20 protein-coding genes are annotated in these 24,630 nt (G+C 37.1%); 3 read left to right on the top strand and 17 right to left on the bottom strand.

The genetic code is table 11. The features are described from left to right. Window positions 1-199 precede the first annotated feature (199 nt). Both recA and I586_RS13885 read right to left on the bottom strand, forming a co-directional pair. Entirely contained in the window at window positions 200-1,252 is a 1,053-nt protein-coding gene (gene recA / locus I586_RS13890; protein WP_010763502.1) for a recombinase RecA, read from the bottom strand. Window positions 1,253-1,359: 107 nt separating this feature from the next. Next, window positions 1,360-2,607, bottom strand: coding sequence for a competence/damage-inducible protein A (locus I586_RS13885; RefSeq protein ID WP_010763501.1), 1,248 nt, complete (start codon window positions 2,605-2,607; stop codon window positions 1,360-1,362). A 172-nt stretch (window positions 2,608-2,779) separates the two neighbouring features. Here I586_RS13885 and I586_RS13880 point away from each other — a divergent pair, with 172 nt between their 5' ends. Then, the gene (locus I586_RS13880) at window positions 2,780-3,952 is read left to right on the top strand and encodes an AAA family ATPase (RefSeq protein WP_010763500.1); all 1,173 of its coding nucleotides are present in this window, start codon (window positions 2,780-2,782) and stop codon (window positions 3,950-3,952) included. Window positions 3,953-4,024: 72 nt separating this feature from the next. On the opposite strand, the gene I586_RS13875 is transcribed toward I586_RS13880, so the two are convergent. The 14 genes from I586_RS13875 to I586_RS13810 all read right to left on the bottom strand — a co-directional run bounded on the left by I586_RS13875 (window position 4,025) and on the right by I586_RS13810 (window position 20,519). Continuing rightward, complete coding sequence (locus tag I586_RS13875; protein WP_010763499.1) at window positions 4,025-4,813, bottom strand: TraX family protein; 789 nt, start codon at window positions 4,811-4,813, stop codon at window positions 4,025-4,027. Window positions 4,814-4,991: 178 nt separating this feature from the next. Further along, window positions 4,992-5,615: an NAD(P)-dependent oxidoreductase gene (locus tag I586_RS13870; RefSeq protein WP_010763498.1), complete on the bottom strand. Its 624-nt coding sequence runs from the start codon at window positions 5,613-5,615 to the stop codon at window positions 4,992-4,994. 71 nt (window positions 5,616-5,686) lie between these two features. After that, entirely contained in the window at window positions 5,687-6,109 is a 423-nt protein-coding gene (locus I586_RS13865; RefSeq protein ID WP_010763497.1) for an Rrf2 family transcriptional regulator, read from the bottom strand. A 217-nt stretch (window positions 6,110-6,326) separates the two neighbouring features. Continuing rightward, entirely contained in the window at window positions 6,327-8,951 is a 2,625-nt protein-coding gene (locus I586_RS13860; RefSeq protein WP_010763496.1) for a YfhO family protein, read from the bottom strand. Window positions 8,952-8,970: 19 nt separating this feature from the next. Beyond that, window positions 8,971-9,540 carry a signal peptidase I gene (lepB, locus tag I586_RS13855; RefSeq protein WP_162139060.1) on the bottom strand — a complete coding sequence of 190 codons (570 nt, stop codon included), beginning with the start codon at window positions 9,538-9,540 and terminating at the stop codon, window positions 8,971-8,973. A 159-nt stretch (window positions 9,541-9,699) separates the two neighbouring features. Then, window positions 9,700-10,398 (bottom strand): signal peptidase I, encoded by a 699-nt coding sequence (lepB, locus tag I586_RS13850; protein ID WP_010763494.1) that lies wholly within the window; start codon window positions 10,396-10,398, stop codon window positions 9,700-9,702. A gap of 32 nt (window positions 10,399-10,430) precedes the next feature. Continuing rightward, window positions 10,431-11,096: a hypothetical protein gene (locus I586_RS13845; protein WP_010763493.1), complete on the bottom strand. Its 666-nt coding sequence runs from the start codon at window positions 11,094-11,096 to the stop codon at window positions 10,431-10,433. Window positions 11,097-11,121: 25 nt separating this feature from the next. Beyond that, complete coding sequence (locus tag I586_RS13840; RefSeq protein ID WP_010763492.1) at window positions 11,122-12,219, bottom strand: WxLIP family cell surface protein; 1,098 nt, start codon at window positions 12,217-12,219, stop codon at window positions 11,122-11,124. Window positions 12,220-12,413: 194 nt separating this feature from the next. Next, the gene (locus I586_RS13835) at window positions 12,414-13,172 is read right to left on the bottom strand and encodes a WxL domain-containing protein (RefSeq protein ID WP_010763491.1); all 759 of its coding nucleotides are present in this window, start codon (window positions 13,170-13,172) and stop codon (window positions 12,414-12,416) included. A gap of 29 nt (window positions 13,173-13,201) precedes the next feature. Further along, window positions 13,202-14,002: a WxL domain-containing protein gene (locus I586_RS13830; RefSeq protein WP_010763490.1), complete on the bottom strand. Its 801-nt coding sequence runs from the start codon at window positions 14,000-14,002 to the stop codon at window positions 13,202-13,204. 4 nt (window positions 14,003-14,006) lie between these two features. Further along, window positions 14,007-14,375 (bottom strand): EF2685/EF0750 family sortase-dependent surface protein, encoded by a 369-nt coding sequence (locus I586_RS13825; protein WP_244147886.1) that lies wholly within the window; start codon window positions 14,373-14,375, stop codon window positions 14,007-14,009. A 3-nt stretch (window positions 14,376-14,378) separates the two neighbouring features. Next, entirely contained in the window at window positions 14,379-18,185 is a 3,807-nt protein-coding gene (locus I586_RS16995) for a WxL domain-containing protein (protein WP_010763488.1), read from the bottom strand. A 101-nt stretch (window positions 18,186-18,286) separates the two neighbouring features. Continuing rightward, window positions 18,287-18,994: a winged helix-turn-helix domain-containing protein gene (locus tag I586_RS13815; RefSeq protein WP_010763487.1), complete on the bottom strand. Its 708-nt coding sequence runs from the start codon at window positions 18,992-18,994 to the stop codon at window positions 18,287-18,289. A 319-nt stretch (window positions 18,995-19,313) separates the two neighbouring features. Next, window positions 19,314-20,519, bottom strand: a complete 1,206-nt coding sequence (locus I586_RS13810) for a tyrosine-type recombinase/integrase (protein ID WP_010763486.1) — start codon at window positions 20,517-20,519, stop codon at window positions 19,314-19,316. A 697-nt stretch (window positions 20,520-21,216) separates the two neighbouring features. Between I586_RS13810 and I586_RS13800 the strand changes: the two genes are divergently transcribed. Together I586_RS13800 and I586_RS13795 are read left to right on the top strand one after the other, a co-directional pair. Then, window positions 21,217-22,020 (top strand): hypothetical protein, encoded by an 804-nt coding sequence (locus I586_RS13800; RefSeq protein WP_010763485.1) that lies wholly within the window; start codon window positions 21,217-21,219, stop codon window positions 22,018-22,020. A 177-nt stretch (window positions 22,021-22,197) separates the two neighbouring features. Next, window positions 22,198-23,970: an oleate hydratase gene (locus tag I586_RS13795; RefSeq protein ID WP_010763484.1), complete on the top strand. Its 1,773-nt coding sequence runs from the start codon at window positions 22,198-22,200 to the stop codon at window positions 23,968-23,970. Window positions 23,971-24,056: 86 nt separating this feature from the next. On the opposite strand, the gene I586_RS13790 is transcribed toward I586_RS13795, so the two are convergent. Continuing rightward, on the bottom strand, window positions 24,057-24,623 hold the full coding sequence (locus I586_RS13790; RefSeq protein WP_010763483.1) for an NADPH-dependent FMN reductase: 567 nt from the start codon (window positions 24,621-24,623) through the stop codon (window positions 24,057-24,059). Between the last annotated feature and the right edge of the window lie 7 nt (window positions 24,624-24,630).

Here is a 24,630-nt window from a genome sequence, read left to right as displayed (position 1 = left end):
ATAATCAATTATCAATATGCCTACTTGCATACGTGTTTTGCACACAACTTTATTCTAATGTTTGTGCACCAGTGTGTCAACTTAAAAAAGCCCTTTCTGACTGAAACAGCTCATACATCAGAAAGAATTATCATTGTACAAAAAAACAAACCAATAAAATGCTTTTTTACAGCACTCATTGGTTTGTGTTTTCTTCTATTTATTCCTCATCATCAAGAAGAAGTTCTTCTTGCGCTTGTTCTTCTTCAACGACAGCTGTTCCATCGCCGATTCCAAATGCATCACGAACACGTTTAGAAACTTCTTCTACCATTTCTGGATGTTCCGTCATGTAAACTTTAACATTTTCACGGCCTTGGCCAATTCGTTCTTCTTTATAGCTATACCATGCACCGCTCTTATCGACGATGTCTTTTTCAACGGCCATATCCAGTAATTCTCCTTCTTGAGAAATCCCTTGACCGTACATGATATCCACTTCGGCTACTTTAAATGGAGGTGCTACTTTATTTTTAACAACTTTAATTTTTGTGCGGTTACCAATAATATCTGTTCCCTGCTTCAATTGTTCTGCACGTCTTACTTCTAAACGAACAGTCGCATAGAATTTCAAAGCACGTCCACCAGGTGTTGTTTCAGGATTCCCGAACATAACTCCGACTTTTTCACGAATTTGGTTAATGAAAATCGCAATTGTCTTCGTCTTGTTGATTGAGCCTGAAAGCTTACGTAAAGCTTGTGACATCAAACGAGCTTGTAGTCCGACGTGACTAGCACCCATTTCACCATCGATCTCTGCACGAGGTACTAAGGCTGCGACAGAGTCAATAACAACGATATCGATTGCACCACTGGAAACTAATGCATCAGCGATTTCTAATCCTTGTTCACCTGTATCCGGTTGTGAAAGCAACAATTCATCGATATTCACGCCTAATGCTTGCGCGTATTGAGGATCTAAAGCGTGCTCTGCATCGATAAATGCAGCTGTTCCACCTTGTTGTTGTACAGAAGCAATAGCGTGCAATGCAACGGTTGTCTTACCTGAACTCTCTGGTCCATACACTTCTACGATTCTTCCACGAGGATATCCACCTACGCCTAATGCAACATCCAGTGCTAAAGAACCACTAGGAATAGTCGAAATCTGTTGATCGATCTTTTCCCCTAATTTCATTACTGAACCTTTACCAAAGTTCTTTTCGATTTTTTTTAGTGCGGCATCTAAGGCCACTTTACGATCATCTGCCAATCGATAATCCTCCTTATATATAAACGATTTAAATTCCTTTTCAATAAATACATCATAACTGGTTTATTTAAAAAAAGCAAGAGAAAAACGAACAAACATTCGCCTTTTTATTTTTTCTTAACGACCGCTCTTCGAATCAGGTCTAAGCCTTTCATTACAGCACTTTGACGAATGTAACGTCGATCACGATTAAACTGTTGGCACACAGCGACAGTCGGCTGCCCTTTTTCTGCTAGCCCTATCCAAACTGTTCCAACTGGTTGTCCTTCTAATTCATTCGGGCCTGCAACGCCTGTGAACGATACAGCAATATCCGCATCAGCTAATTTTCTTGCTTGCTCTGCCATCGCGATTGCACAGGCCTCGCTAACAGTCCCCTCTTTTTTAAGCAATAGAGGATCTATCCCTAAAAACTGTTCTTTTGTCTCAACTGAATAAGTGACAAAACCGCCCTTAAAAACTTTTGAGACACCTGAAATGTCCCCTAAAGTACTCTGGAAAAGACCTGCTGTCAGGCTCTCGGCTGCCGTTACAGTTTTCCCATGTTCTTTCAACGCTTCCACTGTAACGTTTACTAAACTGTTGTCATCGCCATATCCATAGAAATAGTCCCCTACTGTGTCCATGACTTTCGCTTCTAAATCATCTAACAACTGTTGTCCAGCCATTTCGTCCGCAATTTTAGCAGTTAAACGTAAGGTTACTTCATTCGGTTTGGCATAAGGCGCAATCGTTGGATTTGTTTGGTTATCGATCAAGTCTTTAAGTTCTGTCACTAACTGCGATTCTCCAATACCATAAAATCTCAACACTCTTGATATCAACTGCTCTGCTTGCGGAAAACGTTCCTCTAACAATGGGCGTACATTGTGATGAAACATAGGCTTTAATTCGTTAGGAGGGCCTGGTAGCAACAGATAGGTTGTTTCATTTTTCGTGATCAACGTCCCCACGGCTAGTCCAGTAGGATTTTGAATCGCAATTCCTCCGTCGATCATTAATGTTTGCCGCAAATTATTCTCTGTCATTGCATTGTTTGAGAAAGTAAAAAATTCATGGAGCCGAGCCAACGCCTGCTCATCTTGGACGAGTGTATGGTGAATGTGTGCCGCAACAGTATCTTTTGTTAAATCATCATCTGTTGGTCCTAAGCCTCCACATAATACAATCAGGTCACTCCGATGATCCGCTTCGCCTAACAAGTTTTCCAAACGTTTAGGGTTATCCCCTACAACTGTATGATAATACACCTCAATTCCTAAATCTGCTAGTTCTTCTGATAAAAATGTCGCGTTTGTATTGACAACTTGTCCTAATAACAACTCTGTACCAACTGCTATGATCTCTGCTTTCATTTTTCTCCTCTTCTCTAATAAGATACGTAAATGATTCTTATTTCATTTTATCACAGGAAATTTTTTTATCGCTAATGAACGTTTTTATTTTTTGAAAAAGTGAAAAATTTATCATTTGAATAATAATATGATACAATTTGTCTATTGAGTTAAAAGGAGGAAAAAAATCGATATGGTAGCATTTATTGGACTACTAAGTTTTGTAGGAATCATAATTGGAGGAATTTTTTCATTAAAAGCCGTTTTAAAAAAGCAGCCCAAAAGGAACGCTTTGCTTATAACTGCTGGTAGCTTTATTGTAATGCTTGCAGCTCTTACCTTAACGCCTACAACACCACACATCAAACTGGCTGAAAAATCCATTGAAACAAACGACCATGGAATCGCCGTAATTGAAGGAAAAACAAATGAACAAAGCACAATCACCGTTGCTGGTGAAAAAGTCAAAACAAAAGAGGGCACTTTTTCATACAAAGTAACTTTAAAAGACGATCAACCACAAAAATTGACCTTCGTTGCTTCCATTGGGGATAAAGACAAAGCCGAAACAATCGAAGTCAAACCATCAAAAGCCTTTGTCGCTTTCTTAAATGAAGAAGAACAAGATCAAGAAGCACTAAAAAATGCTGAGACAGCGTTAGCTTTAGCAGAGAATCAACCTACACAAAAAAATTATGATGAAGCCTCAACACGCGTGACGTCACTTACACAAGAACAAAAGGAGTTTATGAAACGCTTAGCCATCATAAAAGACAATATTCCTATTTATGAAGCAGTTGAGCTAGCCGAAACGAAACAAACAAAGGAACATATCGACTCAGCAACTGCCTTAGTGGCCAAAGCAACCTTAAACAAAGATTCATTATTACAACGTTTGACAACGGTTCAACAAAAAGTTACTGCAAAAGAAACCGCTGAAAAACAACTCGCTTCAGCACGCGAAGCGGTTGAAAAAGCCGAACAAGAACCCACAGATGACCATTACAATCAAGCAATCGCTCGCATCAAAGAACTACCTAATGGCCATCCAGATTTAAGCAATAGAGCAAATAATGTCAAACAAACATTAACAGCGCAAAAAGAAGAAGCGAAAAAAGTTGCCGAAGCACAAAAAAAAGCAGAACAAGAAGCTCAAGCGGCTGAACAACAGCAAGCACAAGCCGCCGTTGCTGCCCAAACACCTGAAACTCCGGCACCTGATACACAAGCTGTCAGTACATCTGTCTTAGTTACCCCAACAGGACAAAAATATCATAATCGAAAATGCGGAAACGGAACCTATACTCCAGCCACATTAGAAGAAGCACAAGCGAGAGGCCTAACACCTTGTTCTAAATGTTTTTAAGCTTCACGACATTTTCTCTAACAAAAAAAAGACACTTCCTAAAACTGGAAGTGTCCTTTTTCGTTTGGGAGCTCAATGCATCGCTATATATGCAGAGACTAGATACAGTAGCCAAATATGAAGTGGATAGAAGTAATAGAAAAAGTTTTTCATACCTCTTCCTTTTTCTCCATTAAATAATAAAATAGGAATCACAGCAAATAGCATCATCCATTGTGTAGACCCTTGCGTAAAGAAAAATGCTGCCACTAAAGCAATCAATGCACATTGCAACCAACGACTATTTCTAGCTAAGTACATCAAGGGAATCAATAGTACCATGAAATTATTTTCAGTAAATACTAATGATGGAATGAAATTTGCACCCCATACTGCTGCCATAACCGTATCTGGATTGGACATAAACGAAAGTAAAATCACCGAAGAAAGAATCGGAAATAGTATCATGGCGATACCAGCTACTATTTTACCAACGTTTTTATTCAACCGTCCTTCAGAAATTTTATCAATTCCATACATCATTAGGGTTCCTACTGTAAGATCTCTAAAAATATTGTTCATCAGCTGAACTTCTTCATATCCAACGATCATTTGTATGAAGAAACTTCCTAATGCCATGAGCACCATCCCAATATATAAACGCAACATATACTTCTCTTTGCTTCTTGTATGGCTAAAACCAACCACACTAACAAAAAAGAACAACGTTGCAACAGGTCTTCCAAACCAGTCTAACCAATTTGGTGCACCCATCGGAACAAACATTTGATGAATATGATCAATAAACATTAAAATAATTCCTATTATTTTCAAATCAAATGTCGTGAAACCCTTAAACTTACCAATTCTTAAACTGTTCATTTTGATACGCTCCTTACTTATTAACCTAACATATTATAAAATAAACAGTTCATTTCCGCCTTAGAATCACCTTTCAAGAACCTTTCAATTTTGTCATTCAAAAACGATCGCTCAAAAAAAAGCATTCAAACAAAATCTTTCACAACTTTGTTTGAACACTTCTAATGAACGTTCTTTTCTATTGATGAACACTAAAACGTTGGTTCGGATGTGTATTCTTCTCGATTTCATCCACCATTGCACTCGCATAATCAGCGTATGAAATATAGCTCTTACCGTCTTTATCTACCTCTAATTCTTCGCCAGCTATCACATATTTACCTGTAGCTGGACCTTCTGCATCAAATTCTGCTGCTGGACTAATATAGGTCCAATTCAATCCTTTAGATGCTTCCAATAAATCTAATCCTTTGCCCATTGCAGTCGCTAATGGTTTAAAGGCTTCAGGAAAATCGGGTGTTTCGCTTAAACGAACCGTGTGTTCTGGATTTACAAATAAGCTTCCAGCTCCACCAACAACGAATAAACGCGTTTTTTGATTTGTTAAAATATCGATCAAGTGTTGTGTTGACCCTGTAAATTCACTCACATCACCCCAGAAACCTAAGGCACTGACTAAGACGTCAAAGTCTTTAACATCCTCTGTCGTTAAGGCATACACATCTCTTTCGATTACAGGCGTGCCATCTGTGATTTTAGCTGCATCACGAACAATAGCGGTCACATCTAGTCCTCGTTTTTTTGCTACTTTCAAAATTTCTGAACCTGCTTTTCCATTTGCTCCTAAAATTGCTACTTTCATGATGATCTTCCTTTCTTTCTCCTAATGAAACTAATTTTGTTACATTTTATTTTAAAAAGAGAAGAGACTGTTTACGTCTCTTGTTGCTTGATTTGATGGATCACATCCGACAAAACAATCTCTTTTAGTTCTGCTTCCATGCTTTGCTGAACCTTTGCATATTGCACTTCCAAAGCTGTTTGGATCGTTGCTCCGACTAGACAGTTTGGATTAGGATTTTGGTGAATATTGAATACTTCATGTTCTAATTCAACTGCTTCATAAATATCATAGAGAGAAATATCTTCCGGTTCTTTCAAAAGATACGTTTGTGTGGCACCTCTGCTTGTATGAATGAGTCCAGCTTTTTTTAGCTTACTCATCAGTCTTCTAACAACGACTGGATTTGTATTGACACTGGCAGCGATCAATTCAGAATTGACACGATCCGGTGGTCCGATTTCGATCAAACTGAGGATATGGATCGCCACACTTAATTTTGTCGACATGGCCATGTCTATCACTCCAACTCTTAGTAACAATATAAGTTACATTTAAATCTTACTGCGTTTTCTTGTAAATGTCAATGAATAGTATTCAATTATTTTAAATTATTCATGTAATTAGCAACTAAACGCTCTTTCTTAGTGGATGATCCCAAAAAACGACTTTCAACTTCCTCACTCCTCAATTCCAGAAGATACTAAGTTGAAAATCGTTTCAATCAGTGCGCTACTCCATATAAAAAGGATCTGTCTCTTTCTTACGCACTATCCAAACATAGCCAATAAAACTACCCATACATATAATCAGTAACGCAACGCCTGTCAAAAATCCTTGCGGTAAAAAAACAAATTCAATTTCATGTTCGCCAGCACTTACTGGTAACGTCAAAAGGGCCTGTTTAAAAGTAGGAATAGCCACTTTCTTCCCATCAATATAGGCTTTCCAACCTTTATCATACGGGATACTAGTGAAGAGGACTTGATCTTGATCCAGTGACACTTTCGCTTTGGCTCTACGCCCTTTTACTTTAAATTCTACCCCGTTGGCCTTGATTGCTTCAATAGATCGACTGAATTTATCAGCATCTAACAAAGCAACATCGGGTTGAACGATTTGAAAAACATCTTTCTTTTTAACATTAGAAATAGTTATTTTAAATGAGACTTTTTTGGCTTCTTTATGGTAACCTAACGAGTAATACTGCCCAGTCTCACTAACGGAACTGTCATACACCACACCATCTACTTCTAACGTCAACGCGGGGCTCCCAAAGGTTCTATACTCTACTGGAAAAATACTGACATATGCTTGTTTATTAGCTGGCACGTCTACTGTCCATTCCAACACCATCGGCTCATTTTGCTTTTGAGGACTGTAGGTCACAATATCCGTTTGATTGATTCGTCCCTTTTCTTCATGCGTGTTCACCGTATTCACTTGTTCCAAGTCACTAAACGTGAAGAAATTTTCGTTTGTTTTCGCTAAATGATTCAAGAGTGTTGCTTGAGATTCGACTGCACCAGGTTCATAGATTGCATCATCTGTCCACATCCCTAAAGGCAATGCATACTTGTTTTCATAAAGTGCATACTCTCCTTTTTCAGAGATTTTACTATAGCCAAATTTCAGAACATCCTCTTTCGCTAGATTGTATTTTATGCCTACTAATGAATCCATCAAAAGAGTATTATTGGCATAACGAATATTCAAGTTCGTTCCCAACGACCGATACCCTAATGCATTCAAATAGTAAGACGAATGACGATTTCGAATAGAAGAGAACATACTGACGCCGCTATAACCATAATTAAACGCATCATTGGGTGACACAGGATTCAAATTCTCTAAACGATAGAACGTGTCATTATCATCTTTCGTTTGATCCACTAGTTCTTTGATTGGTTGATAGGGATCTGCATAGTATTTTCGAGCCGGATAATGCCACTCCGTTTGAATTCCCTCAACGATACCATAACTATTAAGTCCTGCCTCTACACAAACCAATAGAATAAAAAAGACCCCAATCCCTCTTCTAAAACCGTTCTTTCTTTTTACTAAAGCAAAAAGGAACAAGTAGCTGATTAAAAAAACGAGTGTCCAAATAAAATTGATTGATTTAATATAGTTATAACCACCTTGACCCGTAATAAATTTTACAGCCATATACGTACCTATCACACCCAAAACAATGGTTACCAACTGATCAAAATCATCAGGCTTAAATTTTTCAAAACCATAACCCGCTAGCACTAATACCAAGAAAGAAAACAAAAAGCTAAATCGAAAATTAAACATGTTTGGCGTATGCATCCCTTGCCAAAAGAGATTTAACGGTTCTAAATAGAAACTCGCCACTAAGACCAGCAGTAGACTGCCATAGCAAATCTTTTGGCGTAATGTTACTTTCTTCGTCACAAAGAAGAACAAACAAAAAACAACAGCCAACAACCCGATATAAATAAAAGGAGTGGACTTAACCTTCGTACTATCATAGATTCCTACCATATTTTTGATCACTAAATCCCAAGGTCCAGTGTTTTTTGTTTTTAATCGAACGATTTTACTAAGCGCTTCACCATTGTTTCTCAAATCCAGTAAAGTCGGCAAAACCATCACCATCGATGCCCCACCTGCCAAGAATGACGTGATCAAATACATAGGAAAACGTTGCAAATACGTTGAACGATCCGTCAACAAACGTGCGATAAAATAGCCAAACGTAAACAAGCCAACCATAAATGCCATATAAAAGTTCGACACAAATAACAGAAAATAGCTAATAAACAAAAGTACTGGCTTTTTCTTATCCATTAAACGATGGATTCCCAAAACAATCAAAGGCAGGTAAACCATAGCATCTAACCACATAAGAATTTCAGAGTATGCAATAACAAACGACATCAATGCATATGAAACACTCAATACAACATGGTTCCACTTAGGTAAACGGAACGTTTGATAAGAAAAAATCCAAAATGCTCCGCCCAAACTACCGATTTTCAGCAAAGTCAGATAATAAAGAAAATCTGGAAGCTGAAGACTTGAAAAGAAGAGAACCAGCGGACTAAATATTCCGCCTAAATAATACGCAATAAAGGCCCAATAATTCAACCCCATCGAACTATTCCATGTATAAAAAATACTCTGATCGCCTTTAAATACGTTGTTTAAACTAGCATAAAAATTAACATATTGAGAAAAAGCATCACTTGCTAAAATAGTTCGATGCTCACTTCCTGGATAAATACCGATTTTTGCATATACAATAATCATGATCAGCACAGGCAACGCTAGACTTAATAACATATAAAGTCCGTTGTCTTTAATAAATAAATGAATTTTCTTTCTCATACGAACCTCACTTTACAGTTTAATGAACAAATCCAAATCGATTGAATGGGTAAAATCTAAAGGTAACCACTCCTTCAATCTGATCATTGCTCACAAATCCAATCGAACGACTATCTTTAGAATTGGAACGGTTATCTCCCAAAACAAAATAATGATCCTTCGGAATTTCTTCTACATTACTTAATAAGTGCAAAATAGATTCCTGTGCAATTCTCACCACTACAGTGCTATCTGGTAAAACGCCAGCATCGATCCATCGGGAAAGATCTACATTTTTATCTAGATGCTCAACTAGATACAATCGATCATTCTTCACAACGATACGATCTCCAGGTAGTCCAATCACACGTTTGACATACGATTCACCCGGCTCATCTTTAGGCTCAAAAGTCACAATGTCATAGCGTTCAACTTTTTTACTTTTATGAATAAGCAAACGGTCTCCATTTTGAAAAGTTGGATTCATTGAATGACCATCCACAAAATGAGCACGATAGTTCAGAATAAAATTGATACATAGAATAGCGAAAATTAGAAATGCGATCGTTTCTAAATAATTGGCCCGTTTCGCTCGTTTATTTTTCTCCATTCTTTTATTCTTTTTGGAACGCTGAAGTTGCTTTTTCTTCACAGATGATCGTCTTTTTCTTTTTTTCGGAGGATATGGACTTTTTCGATTTCCCTTATATACTTCTTTTTGCTGTTCTTTATTTATTCTTTTAGAACCCATATCATCTACCTATCTTTTCTACAATTTCATCATTTCATGAAGTGGGAGTAGTTTCATTGTGGCAACACCTATGATTTCCTTCTCATCAACTAGCCCATAATATCGACTATCGGTTGCGAAAGAACGATTATCTCCTAAAACTAAATATTTCCCTTGGGGTATCCTGCCTAATTCTGTTCCTGCTATCTCTTCTGTACTAAAATCTTCGGTTAATTGATACCCTTCTTTTTTAGCTTTTTGCAACTCTTCAGCTAAAAAACGTTCCACTTGTTCTTGTCCATTAATCAACAGCGTATCCTCTTTGTATGCTATCTTTTCTCCTGGTAGACCAATGATCCTACGCGTAGAAACTTCTTTGGAACGTTTTGGCACATGAAAATAAACGAGGGAAAATCGTTTGACTTCTCCTAAGCGGTTAACGAAAATACGATTCGGTTCTTTCAAATTCGGGGCCATTCCAAAACCTTCTATTTGCGGAATCACAAAGGTAAACAAAGAAACTAGATAAATGACCAACACAGCTATTGTAAGACTAGAAATCAACTCTAAAAGTATTTTCTTAGCTCTTTTTCGCTGCCTTTTTTTTCTTTGTTTCAATGATTGTTTCCTAAAATGTTGTTGTTTCACAGATTTTTTAGAAGTAGGATGAGTTGGATGGCTTCTTTTCCTATTTCTACCTTTTTTATGTTGAAGAGCGTTTGGCTTATGTCTACTCATCAAAGAGCCCTCCTTAACGTGCAAGAAAATGACTATTTCTTTCCTTTTAAAGACGCTTCGTTGATTCGGAAATACTTTAATACTTTTTTCTGGTTGTCTTGGGTTTTCTTCAAGTCTGCTTTGTACCCGTCTAATGTTTCTTGGTCATTTAATGACTCTACCGTTTGACTTCCCATATTCACTCCTAATTCTTTCATGTTTGAATATAAGCGATTCAATTGTTTTTGCCCTTCTTCAGATAAACGCCCATTTGCAGAATGTGCCCCGTAACTGGCAAGCCGCGCCGACAAGTCATATAACGTTCCTTGAACTTTTTTAGGGTTATCTGTCCCCTGCACTTGGTTTAGTTGCTCCTCGATACTTGAAATTAAAAAGTAGCCTTGAACCAACGCATCCGAATCTTTTTTCCCTAGATTAGTTGCTTGATAATAGCGACTGTAAAACGCCCCACTCATTCCGATGATTCCTATCACTAAAAAGATAAGCACCCAACGAATTTGTTGTTTGCGTTTTTTCATCAACGTACGGAAAGCTCTTTTCCATTTTTTTAGTTTAGGCTTACGTTTTGGTTTCTTGACTTTCAGTCGACGAATTTTTTTACCAGTTAGTATTGTCACGACCAAAAAGATCAGCATAAATACAAAACAGAGGATAGCTAAGGAAAGTAACCCAATAAATAACCAATCTAATATTTCCATTTTTCTATGCCTCCTCTAGTACTCATCACTTTTTCTTCTTTGGTGATGAAGTTTTTCTTTTGCTTTTTTTCTTCTTAGTATTTTTTTTCATCAGACGAATCAAAATGAAAATAATGAACACTAAAGCTAAAATACCACCCACAACGCTTGCGATCAGTACCCAATCGATGCCTGATTCTTGAACTAGAGTCAAATCTTGTTCATTAAATTTATCCGCATCTTCATCTGTAATTTTAAATCCTTGTTCCCACTGCCAACGATCACCAGCTTTTGTCGTTACTAAAATTTTTGCCCGATAATCTCCTGGCACCATTTTTTCACCGTTCATTGATACTGGGAAATCGATCAATGTATTGGGGGCCATCCGCATTTTGGCTTTTTTAGTATCGTATAAAACTTCATCTGAGCCCTTCCCCATGATTTGAACCTCTACGGTCATATCATTCACATAAATTGGCTGAATGTTTGAAAAATTAATGAATATTGAATTACGATAATTATTTAACTCAGGGTAAACTTTATTCAGTTTTAAATCTGGTTTTATTTGATCTGTATCCCCTTCACTTAATTGAATACCGGTTTGATAAACGAATTTATTTTTGATCATCCCTTCATCCGATTTAGAGTCCAGTCCCTCTTGATCTTTTTCTGACAAACTGACCGCGCCTGTAATATACCCTTCAAAAGAAGCGTCAGGTACTGTCACTTCTAAATCCAACATCTTTTCACTTTTTGGCGCTAAAACCACTTCTTTTGGTCCTGTTACGATATCTTTAAAATCATATTTTAAAGAGGCATCGTTTTTCATTTTATTTTCCCCATACTCAATAACGCCATTACTATTGGTTTTGGCGCCATTTAAGCTGACTAAAACAGTTGTCTCCTTTTCCGCAGTATTTCTCATTTTGATTTGAAGTTTTTGTTTTTGTCCTGGTGTTACTTTCAAATCAAAGTATCCCGCTTCGGGATTATGTTGGTTTTCCGGAAGTATGACTTCATAAGAGAAACCACCAGAATTTTGACTTCCTTTCGACGCTTCTGCCTGAACTGATTCTGCAGAAACAACGATAATTGCAGCTATGTATAGTAAACCCAGTAGTTTGATTGCTACTTTTTTTAGCATTAAAAATCCCTCTTTCTATTCTTGAAAATAAGAGGGTGGGACAAAACGATCAATTCGTTTTGTTTCACCCTCTAACTATTGATAAAAGACTAGTGAAAAGAGAATGAGATAAAAGTGTTTAACCTTGAGATTGCGTTATACCTCAGTCTCCTCTTTCACATTATCCTCTCTAGCCTATTCTTTAAAACAGTTCTCTATGGCGCAGCAGTGATTGCCCAAGTGATTTCAGCTTCGTATTTAGCTTCTTTCAAAACATTGTCCCCAGGAACTTTCAATGTCACACCATCATAAGTATCTTTACCAGCTTTGGCATTTTCGTTTGTATCAAACATTAATTCAAACACACCAAACCCTTTACCTTTTTGATCATTTGTCAACATTGTTTGTGCTTTTGAACCATCTTCAGCAAATTCTAAATCAGAAACTGCTTTTACAGCTGCTGAAGTTGGCAAAGTAGCGCTATTTGTACCTGTTACTAAAGAAACATTGTTGTATGTTAATTTTGAACCAGTTAATTCAGAAGCAACTGCTCCTGTACTTGTAAATTGTTTTGTCAGTGCAACGGAAATACTGTAGAAGTTTTCAGCAACGTTGGCACGAACATCTCTGAAACGTACAAAGTGAGCAGTTGTTTGAGTACCATCTGTAAATGGTAATGCTTTGTATGTTTTTTCAGAATCATTTGCAATAATATCGTGCTTATCAAAATCCATATCTGTTACTGACACGATTTTCAATGCAGATGGATCAGGATTTTGAGTTGGTTCTGTTAATTCATCACCTGATGATTCACCGGGTGGTAGATTCGTTGGATTTGTTGTTAAATCTGTTTGGAATTCAATATTTCCTTTTCCTTTTTGTTCAGGTGCTGCTTTTGTTGCTGATGGCATTGCAAGACCTACGCCGACTGCTGCTAATAATGCAGCACTTGCTAATTTGTGTGTAGTTTTCATTTGTATTTCCTCCTAATATTTTGGACTATTTATGGTAGCTCGGATAAAATCCAAGTTATCACCGTTTGATAAGTTACCGGATCTTTTTTCGTTGCCCCCGGTATGGACAACTTCAATGCTTCATTTTTATACATTGGTTTGTTATCAAAGTTCGGGTCCATGATTGGATTGCCTTCTTTGTCTAAACGCGGTGTTAATGACTCCTTTTTTCCCTGAGCATTTTCGGCAGAAGCACCAAATATAATGGACCAAGTACCTTCTCCAGTACCAGGCTTAGCTTCAGCTAAATTATAAGTTTGCCCAATATTGTCAATACGAATCACATCTTTTTGTACAAGTGGTGCTTCTTCTTTACTTCTAGTTGAATTTGCCCACGATTGATCTAAGGAAATCACGGCACCGTTTAATTCTTTGTTTTTAGTATTATCATTTTTGAACTGTGTTTCTTGACGAACTTGTAAATTCCACCCTTTACCAGTCCCACGATAATCAGACACTTGGACAAAATTACCTCTAGCTCCAAGTTGTCCATGGAACAGTTGAGCATTTCCTAAATACACAGCATCCGTTGTGGTTTTCTCGTTTTGCCAAAATTCAAACTGAGGAACAAAATCAATTCTCAAATCCCCCTTTGTAGACGGGCTATCTCCTGGATCTGCTTCATTTTCTGGGTGTTCTGGATCTTTGATTATTTGATTATATTCTCCTTCAAACTGAATTTTTCCTGTTCCTTGTCCAGTTGTTTCTGCGTATACAGGTACTGAACCTTTCAAGAGCATCACTAAGAAAAGCGGCAACAGCAATAGAGGACTCATTTTTATTCTTTTCATTCTGTTAAGCCCCCTTTTCCTCAGTGTTTTCGCGCTCTTTTTTACGTTTCAAATAGAACAGGATCAAAACAATTGCAACCAACACAGCCCCGCTGACTCCAAGACTGGCTTTCACCAATTCTCCTGTTGATGGATATCTCCCAACAGGTTTTGGACTCGTCGGCTTTGATGGGGTTGGGGGTGTCGTACTTTGTTCGGTCGAGCTACTAGATGTAGTTTCTTCGTAAAAGGTAATTCCGCCATTTGTCTGAACCGCTCCACCATTTTCTTCAGCCATTCCAAACAATGGATAGCTGAAAAATAGGGCAACCGCAACTACAGAGACAAAGAAGGCTGAAACTAAATGTTTTTGATTCATTATTCTTTCCTCCATTTGTTATGGTGTTGCTCCAACAGTCCAAACAATCGTCGCTTTATATTTCCCTAATTCACGAACCGCACCAGCTGGAACATCTAGTTTGAATCCTCGCTCACCGGTCTTCCATTTGTCACTGACATCGTATTGACCTGTTGTCGTATGCGAATCTTCAACAATCGGCTGATTCTCATTATTCAAAATAATCTCGCTTTCTTTTCCCTCACCTGTTCGATAGCGAATAGCTTCAGGTAAGATTTTTGCTCCCTCACCATCATTACTTGTTAAGTAAGACTCTAATTTCGCATCTAGCGTCCAATTCGTTAACTTTGTTCGATTATCCCAGATAATCAACTCTTTATCGTACGCAGGTTTCTCTACACGAACACCAAAAATACCGGCATCCCGTAAACCAAAATCAATAGATTGAGGGGCAGAATAGATAAACAAGGTCCCAGAAAAAACGTACTGAACTGCATATTCTGTTTCATTCACAGGGATAGCATTTTCTGGTACTGGCGTTTTTTGAATTTGATAATTTTGGCCGCTTAACGTATTCAATACCTCTTTGACATCTAAGTTCTTTGATAAATCAACTGTTCCACCAATATTTCCACTGACAGGAACGGTGTCATGAATTTTTTTACCTGTATCATCGACAAATTCTACATTGACTGTCGAAACGCTTTTAATGATTGTTACTTTGATGTTCTTCTCAACTTTAGCAGGCCCTTCACCATAACTTAGCGTTACTTGATAATCACCACTGGCAACTGGCGTTCCAGGTGTTGCGGGTCCCGGTAAAGTCCCTTTATCAATAGAAATTTTGGACGCATCAAGTGCAGTAACCGTGACATCATCGATTTCCCAAAGTGCTAGTTTCCCTTTTTCACGTATCATAGTTAAAATAGCTTCTTCTGTAGTCGGATAATCTTTCGCAGCGATACTGAAATCCCGTCCATCTAATACATATTTATTGCTCGTTATCATCTCATCATTTTTGACAAAAATCGGAACAGTCACTTCTTCTGCATTTCCAGCCTCATCCGTTAAGATCACTACAAAACTAGCTGGTCCTACTTTTGAAACTGTATTCACTAGGTTTTGACCTGGTTTTAGCGTTACAGCAATTTTATCTTTAGCCGAAACATTGTCTGACCAGTCTGTTAGATAAGCGGTATAGTCGGTTGCATTTTCGATAGACGCATTGTCCCCTAAATCAACAAATGTTAGCTTACCTGTCCCAGTTGGTTTGGTCCGATCATTGAACGTGACTGAGATCATCTTTGTTGTGTCTTTCAACTTTAATGTTATAACATGGGCAACTTCTTCAGCGTTTGTTACTTTAGATATATCGATGCCAAATAATGTTTCATCTGCCGTTACATCCGTCACATCAATGATATTTCCTGTTTCGTCTTTAACAAACTGCCATGCTTCAACCTTTCCGTTAGTGATAACTAGAGGTCGTTGCTCTTCGCTAGGCCAATCACTGTAATCCATTCTAAAGTCAGTTCCCTTGATAATACCGTCTTCTCCCCAATGGTAAGAATCATCAACTACATAAATAAATGTATCGTAATCAGCTGAATTTCCAGCTTCATCCGTTAAACGAATCTTGATTGTTTTTTTGCCCACAGTTGAAACTAATGATGGAATATCCGTTGTTAAAAGTTTTGCCGTAATTTTTTCTTTTGATGAAACATTATCGGATACGGTTGTAAAAAAGCTTTTCAAATCAACATTTGAGCCAATGATTGCCTCCGCATCATTTAACGCGACCTTCGTCAACTTGGCTGTAGCAATTGGTGGCTCAACATCCAAAACATTTAGTAAATGTTCCGTATTTGGCACAGAAATTACTGAATTATCAGGATTTAGTCCTTTGGGAGTAGCCTTTGTTTTTAATAGTTTAGAACTAGCAGTGGCATCAACTTGTGCGGTATAGACTAGCTTTAAGATACTGCCTTTACTTCCTATCACTAAATCATCCTCTGCCGTTTGAACAACAGCAAATGGTGTTTTTTGTGATACTATGGGTAACCCTAAATTCTTAGAAGTACCTGTCGAATCAACCAGCTCCGCTGAAATGGGCGTTACATTTTTATATAACGCATCTAATTCTGCATAGAGTTTTGCTTGCTGCCAACGACTTGAAACATTTGTCAATTCTGATGTTATCGTAAAGCGAACTTCATCCAACGGTTTTGCTTGATCACTTTTTTTCCATGAGCCATCTGTCTGTTTTACCTCTGAAACAACCTTCGTCATAAATTCAGGATTACTAAATTGTTTTACTGTGATTGGTACACTAATCTTCCCAGTCAAACCAGTTTTATCTCCTTTAATGACGATAGTGACTGTCTCATTTCCCACTGTTGAAAATGTCTTTTCGGAATCAAAGCCAATTACACTGACCGTTTCTGAAGCAAAAACACCTTTTAGATTCGTTACTAAATCTGCTGGCTCTAAATCTTGAGTACTTGATCCAACCATTACTTCTTGTGGGATTGGATCAGCTGTCGGAGAACCACCTAATTTTGTCTTAGCAATTCCTTCGTTGACCTCACTTTGGCCATCTCCAGTAACATTGTAGACAGTCATCGGAATGTGTAAGTACCCATCACTTTGATAATATTTTTCCTTATCAACACCTGCAGTGAGTTTAGAAGTAATCTGAAATTCATACGAATTATTAACAAATGACGCGCTACTTAGCGTACTCGCTGGAACAGTTACTACAAAGCGATTATTAGGAATATCTTTTGTAATCGTAAATTTTGAAGTAGTATTCGCTCCGTTCATATCTGTAACTTTTACGGTTGCCTGTGACAAATCAAAAATGGCATCTGCATTCATATACATCGTATATTGCTTAGGATAAAAAGAAGCATCTGATTGTTCTGGCATATCTTGAACAACAGTGTAATCAATTTTATTTTGATCTTCGTTGGTTTCTCCTAAAATTTGAGGTGGCGGGAGAATAATTCTCGTCATAGCGGACGTTTCATATTTCAAATACCCTACTGCCCCTGATGGTAAATCAATTGTTTGTTGCATAGAACCATCTGAATTAAACAGATAAGTAAATTCCTGTGTTGCTTTTTCTCCACCAGAGGTTCCAACAAATCTCGTCGTTCCAATACCCACATCACTGTAAATAATCTCACTATTTGAATACGTGTATACTCCTTGTAAAAAGTCACTCCCTGAATCAATCGTTAGTCCCTTTAGATTATTCAATCGTTTCACATTCCACATTGCTTTCATTGGAATTTTTGTGGTGGTACCACTTTTGAAGAAATCATATCTGATTTTCATTTGTGCGTTGGTACCACGAGTATCGATTCTTAGAAAGTTATCTTTTTGCGCATTACTACTTGTGGAAGTTGGGTAGTAGATATAAGCTGTTGGATTTGTTGTCGACGAAGTATACGATTCGATCGTCGCGCGCAGATCTACAAATCCACCTTTATAGATTGCAACTTTATTCAATTGTACAAAGTTGTTTCCTGTAATATCCCGTTTATCAAAGCGCGCGTAGTTTGCTCCTTCGCTCGTTGCTCCTGAAACTGTATAGGTCAATCTAGGGGTAATACGAAACATTGTTGCATATTCTCCCGGGATCGGCGTAGCAGCTCCTGGATTGGCACTGTTCACTAAATTGACGTTAGGATACGTGATCAATGAGCCACTAGCACGAGCAGTTGGTCCATCTGCGTAAGGAGAAATTCCTTCTTCCGCTTTTATGACAGCATTCTCAAAGTAAAGATACCCAGCTAAAATACTGACCACACAAGCAGTCGTTATGATCCATTTTCTTTTCATTTTTTTCCTCCTTCCCTGGTAAATTTAAAACAATTTATTTCAAATCTTTCAATTATCGAATATGAACCTCTTCAATAATTGAAAATTGAAACCTAGAGTAATTATGCTAGAAGCATATATCCTTTTGACCGAATTGTTTTGATATATTGAGTAGAAGAATCCCCATTTGCGATTTTTTGTCTTAAATGGTACATAATATTAGCAACTCGGTATCTCTTATCTTTCGCCGATCCATTCCAGACATACTGATAAATTTCTTCATAAGTCAATGCCTTATTTGGATGCTTGCTCAACAATTCAATCGTTCGAAATTCTAACTTTGTTAAATTCACTTCGGTTTTTCCAGATAATAGAACACTAAAATTAGATGGAATCAATTCAATTTTTTTCTTTTCCCCCACAAGTGAGCTACCAAAAGAAAAATCGTTTTCCTCTGCGCTTTTAACATATCTATTTAAGTTTTTTTGGACAAATAAGGAAAGTTCATCTGAATCGATCGTCTTATTGATAATACCGTCCGCACCTAACTTCATATAGACGATCCTAGTAGATTTATCTGCATTTTTTGACATCACCCAAATCAAAGCAGAACTTTGTTCCCGTATCGCTATAATAGACTCGCAAATCATTCCTATTTGATTGTCTGTTTCAGTTTCTTCAATTATGAGAGCATCTAACTTTTCTACGCTGACTTGCCATTTTTGTTTATCCTGTAGATAATGAACCATACATTCTGATTCTTCCAATGCGTCTACATAGGTACTGTTTTCCACTTCATTATTTGTCGAAATAATTCCTACATTATACATTTACCGTCGCCCCTCATTGATTCTATGTATTTTTTTGCCATTCCTTCAAAAATTGGTCATTATGTTTGCAGTAATCTAGAATAGTTTTTATACTGTTTATCTAGATATTAAATGCTGAAGAAAAGATTCTTGTTTTACGCTAAAACAAGAAATAAGCTGATTTATCCTTTATTTATGGGACTCATCGTACTTTATGACGGTAGAAATGACGGCGCGAAAAAACAAAAAAAGCTAGCCTATAGAAATAGGGCTAACTTTTAACAAAATAAATAATAGCAAGAGTATTAATTTCTTTGGATAGACGAAAACGACCTGTCTATTATATAAACGCTAATCTATCGATTGTCGTACGTTGTTCTTCAAGAAAAGAACTTGTATAAGTATCTAGTGTTAGTTTTATGGACGAATGCCCCAGTAAGGAACTAATTGCTGCGATATTCGCTCCCATTTCTACACACCGAGTCGCAAAGGTATGTCGAAGCGCATGAAAAGGGACATTTAATAAACCTAGCTTCTGTTTTATTCGCTCAAAGCGATAACTAACAGTTCTAGGCTCGATAGAATCTGAGCCGTTGGCTACAACATAAGTAGAAGATGACTGGTTCTTCCATTTTAATAAAACCTTTTTGATTTTTTTAGAAAGCGGGATTATTCGATCCGCATTGATTGTTTTTGGCGCTGTTTCTACGATTTTTGTCAGATGTCCTGAGTTATTAGGCAACGCAATCCGTTGTTTGGTTCGATGAACTCTTAGAATAGATGCTTCAAAATTGATATCTTCCCATTTCAGCGCACAGATTTCCCCAATTCGCATCCCTGTTTCTAATGCAAGCAAAATAGGCAGTCCTTTTGTTGATTTCATACTCTCGGTCTCTACTTCTTTTTGCTGTTGTCGTGTTAAAGCTTGCACTTTTTGTTTCCCTATTTTAGGCAATACTGTCCGCTCGCAAGGATTCAAAATAAGGTAGCCTCGTTCCTTTGCGGCCTCAAAGCAGCTTTTTACAATACGAAAAACAATGTGCACAGAACTTGCCGCCAAATTTTCAGACAAGCTTTTTACTAAACGATCGATGTCTGTTGCTGTTATTTTTTTTAATGGGCGTTTTGCTAGAAATGGTAAAATATGTAATTGCAGCTTATTGCTATAGCTCGCATAAGTACTTTCTTTGATTTTTGGAGCCATGATATCCGTTAGCCAAAATTGAGTCCACTCTCCAAACGTTCCTTGAAATTCTTTGGTATTCGTTGTGTAAAACAGCGTTAACTGAACTTTTTTATCTAACATCTGATCTTTTACTGCTCGGTATGAACGCGCATAAATATAGCCGTAATAAATAGAGCCGTCCGCTTTTCTACCTTTCGGATACCGACCTTCCCAACGTCCATCTTTTCGTTTGTATATATTTTCGCCTTTACTCAAAAAATCAAACCCTTTCTTTCTGACGGCGGAATTGACGGCGGTAAAAAACAACCGTTCATCCAGCTCACCATTTCGCTTATATTTATATAAAGAAAAAATAACCATTGAATAATTCTCAAATTTTTATATTATTTCGAAAAAAACTGAGAAAAGTTATTGTTTTTTTTCGTAAAATCCCATTGATTTTCTCTCTAAAAACCAATACAATGAATTATGTTGTACAAATAATTTTAAATAAATATCAAAAACATTTCTTGTTTTAGCGTAAAATAAGAAATGTTTTCCTGATATGAACACTCCACCACTTCCCGAAAATCCATAACAGCGTGAGCACTTTCCCACAGCTGTTTATCCCCTAAGAAACACAAATTTTCGCCTTTATTCACGTACCACAAAGCATCCGTAGATTGCCCAAGGCTTTTCATTACACTTTATATAACTTGGAATGCTTTGCTCATTCCCAACACCTGCCTACTCTACCTTAATTCCACACAGAAAACAATACATTTTTTCTATATAAAAATAACAGATAATTTTATTATACAAAAAATCACAAAAAGGGAATAGTTCACTTTTTTAAATTTATATATTTTTAAAAGTTTATGATTTGAACCTTATTTCTGAGATAACCCGAAAATAATTCCTTTTTAAAACAATAGTTGTCCTCTTTTTAAAATAACGGCTAAACAAGAATTTGATTTCTATTAAAGGACTTATCTACCGTTTCATGATAAACTCTAACTGTAGTTATGTGAGTATTAAAATACGTAAAGAATCTATCTGTTCCTCAAAGGAGACGACTATGGAAATACAACTAAATGTGCGTATCACAGAAACAAAAACAAGCATTGAAATGAGCAACAACTACGGAACCATCACGATTATTGAAAACAGCGGTAACATTGCACTTGATCAACCAGCTGTCTACATTCTACTTAAGGATAATACGGTTATTTCAATAGGAAAATCAGAAACTGGTACTTTTCAAAATGAGTTAGATTTCAACAAAATAATCACAATTGCGCCATCTTGGGATATTGAATTAGACTATTTAATGCAACAGCTCACCACTGATGCTATAGAAAACGGCATTCAATTGATTGCCCCCTCTCAGCTAGAAACAAAAATTCCTGCAAGTTATCAAAAAACGGTCACCACCTATAAAGACGAAGTATTATTTATTCTTGAAAAATTTGGCTATCCTCTAAAACAGAAGGAAGAACCTAAAAAAGAGAAAGCAAAACCAGCTAAAGCACGTCATAAATGGACTAAAGAAGTTAGCCAAATCGAATTTTTTATTGATACGAGAGATAGTAAAGCAACCGCACTTTGGCACAAGCGAAATGAAATGCTTCTAAAAGCTGGCGCTACTATAATGGCAAATCCACCCCTTAACAAAGATGGGTCTCTAGGATTTTCTGCAAAAATGGGTCAAAGAATTCGAGAAGACCATAAAGATAAAGTCAAAAACAACAGAACAACTGAAGACATCATTTTAAAAAGTGTAAATGAAGTTGGTTTATTTTTATACTTCGGCGGAACAAATAGTTGGTTAGAGCTGATAGACGCTAATGGAAAGACATTGAACGAATGGACGGTCGTTTAAAAAATAATCATCACGCGCACTCGTAGTAAATCCTTCAAGTGTGCTTTTTATTTTGCAACAGAAAATTTTCTAGACAGAAACCATCAATTGTCCAATTTCCTTCTGCTATCCTTTGTGAGTAAAAATGATCCTTGCTACAATAATAGTGTAACAAATCAAAAATCAGGAGGGATCTTTATGAAGTACGTAAGTGGAAACTATGAAGCATTTGCAAGAAGCAGAAAACCTGACGGCGTAGATGAGAAAAATGCCTATATCGTCGGTGCAGGATTAGCCGGTTTAGCAGCAGCAGTCTTTTTGATTCGTGACGGACACATGAAAGGTGAACATATCCATATTTTTGAGGAACTATCCTTATCAGGTGGCTCTTTGGATGGAAAATTCATTCCCCATGATGGTTTTGTTACACGAGGTGGACGTGAAATGGAAAACCATTTTGAATGTTTGTGGGATCTTTTCCGTTCTGTTCCTTCACTAGAAGTTGAGGATGCTTCTGTATTAGATGAATTTTATTGGCTAGATCATGACGATCCTAACTCTTCAAACTGCCGTATTATTTATAATCGAGGCGAACGCGCCTCAGATGATGGTGAATTTACGCTCTCTAAAAAAGCACAAAAAGAACTCGTTGATTTATTTATGACCTCAGAAGATAAACTAATCGGAAAACGAATTAAAGATGTCTTCACCGAAGAATTTTTTGAATCGAATTTTTGGTTATATTGGTGTACGATGTTCGCTTTTGAAAAATGGCACTCCGCTATTGAAATGAGACGCTACGTGATGCGCTTTATTCATCATATTAAAGGGTTACCAGATTTTACTGCTTTAAAATTTACACGTTATAATCAATTTGAGTCTTTAGTCAAACCATTATTAGCCTTTTTAGACGACAATGGTGTAGATTTCCAATATGAAACAAAAATCAATGATATCAAAGTGGATATCACCGAAGAAACAAAAGTTGCGAAAAGTATCTTACTAACCAAAGCTGGTAAAACAGAAGAAATTCACTTAACCGAAAATGACTTGGTTTTCGTAACAAACGGTTCAATCACTGAAAGTTCAACAGAGGGCGACCACCATACACCCGCACCGATCACACATGACCTAGGCGGTAGTTGGAACCTTTGGAAAAATTTAGCAAAACAATCACCAGAATTCGGAAATCCTGATGTCTTTTGTGAAAATTTACCAGCAGAAAGTTGGTTCGTTTCTGCTACTGTAACATGGGAAAACTTCGATATCGAGCCTTATATTTCTAGACTGACACATCGTAAATTGCGAACAGGCAAAATTGTGACGGGCGGAATCATCACGATCAAAGATTCCAACTGGTTAATGAGTTTTGCAATGCATCGTCAACCTCACTTTAAAGAACAAAATGAACAACAATCGATCACTTGGGTCTATGGTTTACTATCAAATACTCCTGGAAATTATATAAAAAAACCAATCGAACAATGTTCCGGTGAGGAAATTGCACAAGAGTTGATGTATCACTTAGGTGTTCCAGAAGAAGATATCATTAAATTTGCGGAACATTCGTGTACAGCAATTCCAGTTTATATGCCATTTATCACCTCTTACTTTATGTTACGTGAACCAGGAGACCGTCCTTTAGTCATTCCTAACGGTTCTAAAAACTTAGCGTTTATCGGAAACTTTGCAGAAACGGAGCGAGATACTGTCTTCACTACTGAATACTCTGTTAGAACTGCGATGGAAGCTGTCTATCAATTATTAGACGTTGAACGTGGTGTTCCAGAAGTTTTTGCATCAGCTTACGATTTACGGACTTTAGCTAATTCTGTTTACTATTTATCTGATAAGAAAAAACTAACTGAAATGGAATTGCCTTTTGTAGAACGGAAAATCGTTGAGAAGTTTGTTGATAAAACAAAAGATACGTATATCGGGGATATTTTAAAAGATGCTGATTTGATTTAAACGCACGACACTGTATTGAAACAGAAAATAGCTACGGTCTCTCTTTATAAATAGAAGAAACCGTAGCTATTTTTTTACCTAAATTACTAAAAATCATATTCCGCTTCTTTTTGCTGAATCATTGTTTGATACGTATCCAGCAATAAGAAAAAGTCATCCACAAATCGATCCAATCGAAATTCAATATCGGGATTCTTGATTTCTTGACGAATAATATCTTGATCGGTAATAAACACATAGTTCGGGACTAAATTAGCTTTCATATAACTTAGTACGGGACGAATTTGCTGTTCTGGAATCAAAAAATGTTTTTCCGAACCAGCTGTGACGATCATTCCAGCAACTTTATTCCGAAATGCATTAACAGGCAACATATCAAATAAATTTTTCAATGTTCCTGGCATCGATGCTTGGAAAATCGGTGTCCCAATAATCAAGCCGTCTGCTTCCATGATTTTTTTCAAGGCTTTACCAACTTCACCTTCGTGTTGAAGATAGTCACGTCCATCAGCAAACGGAAAGTGTATTTCTGAAAAATCGATGATTTCCACTTCAGCATCTGTTCGAACTACTTTTATTTTGTTGATTGTATAATTAACAGCTACCCTTGATTTACTCCCAAAAGCGGAGCCGATTATTGCAACTATTTTCATCACTATT

It is taken from the genome of Enterococcus moraviensis ATCC BAA-383, from assembly GCF_000407445.1.
GTDB classification, from domain to species: domain Bacteria; phylum Bacillota; class Bacilli; order Lactobacillales; family Enterococcaceae; genus Enterococcus_L; species Enterococcus_L moraviensis.
This window is presented reverse-complemented; position numbering and strand designations above follow the sequence as displayed.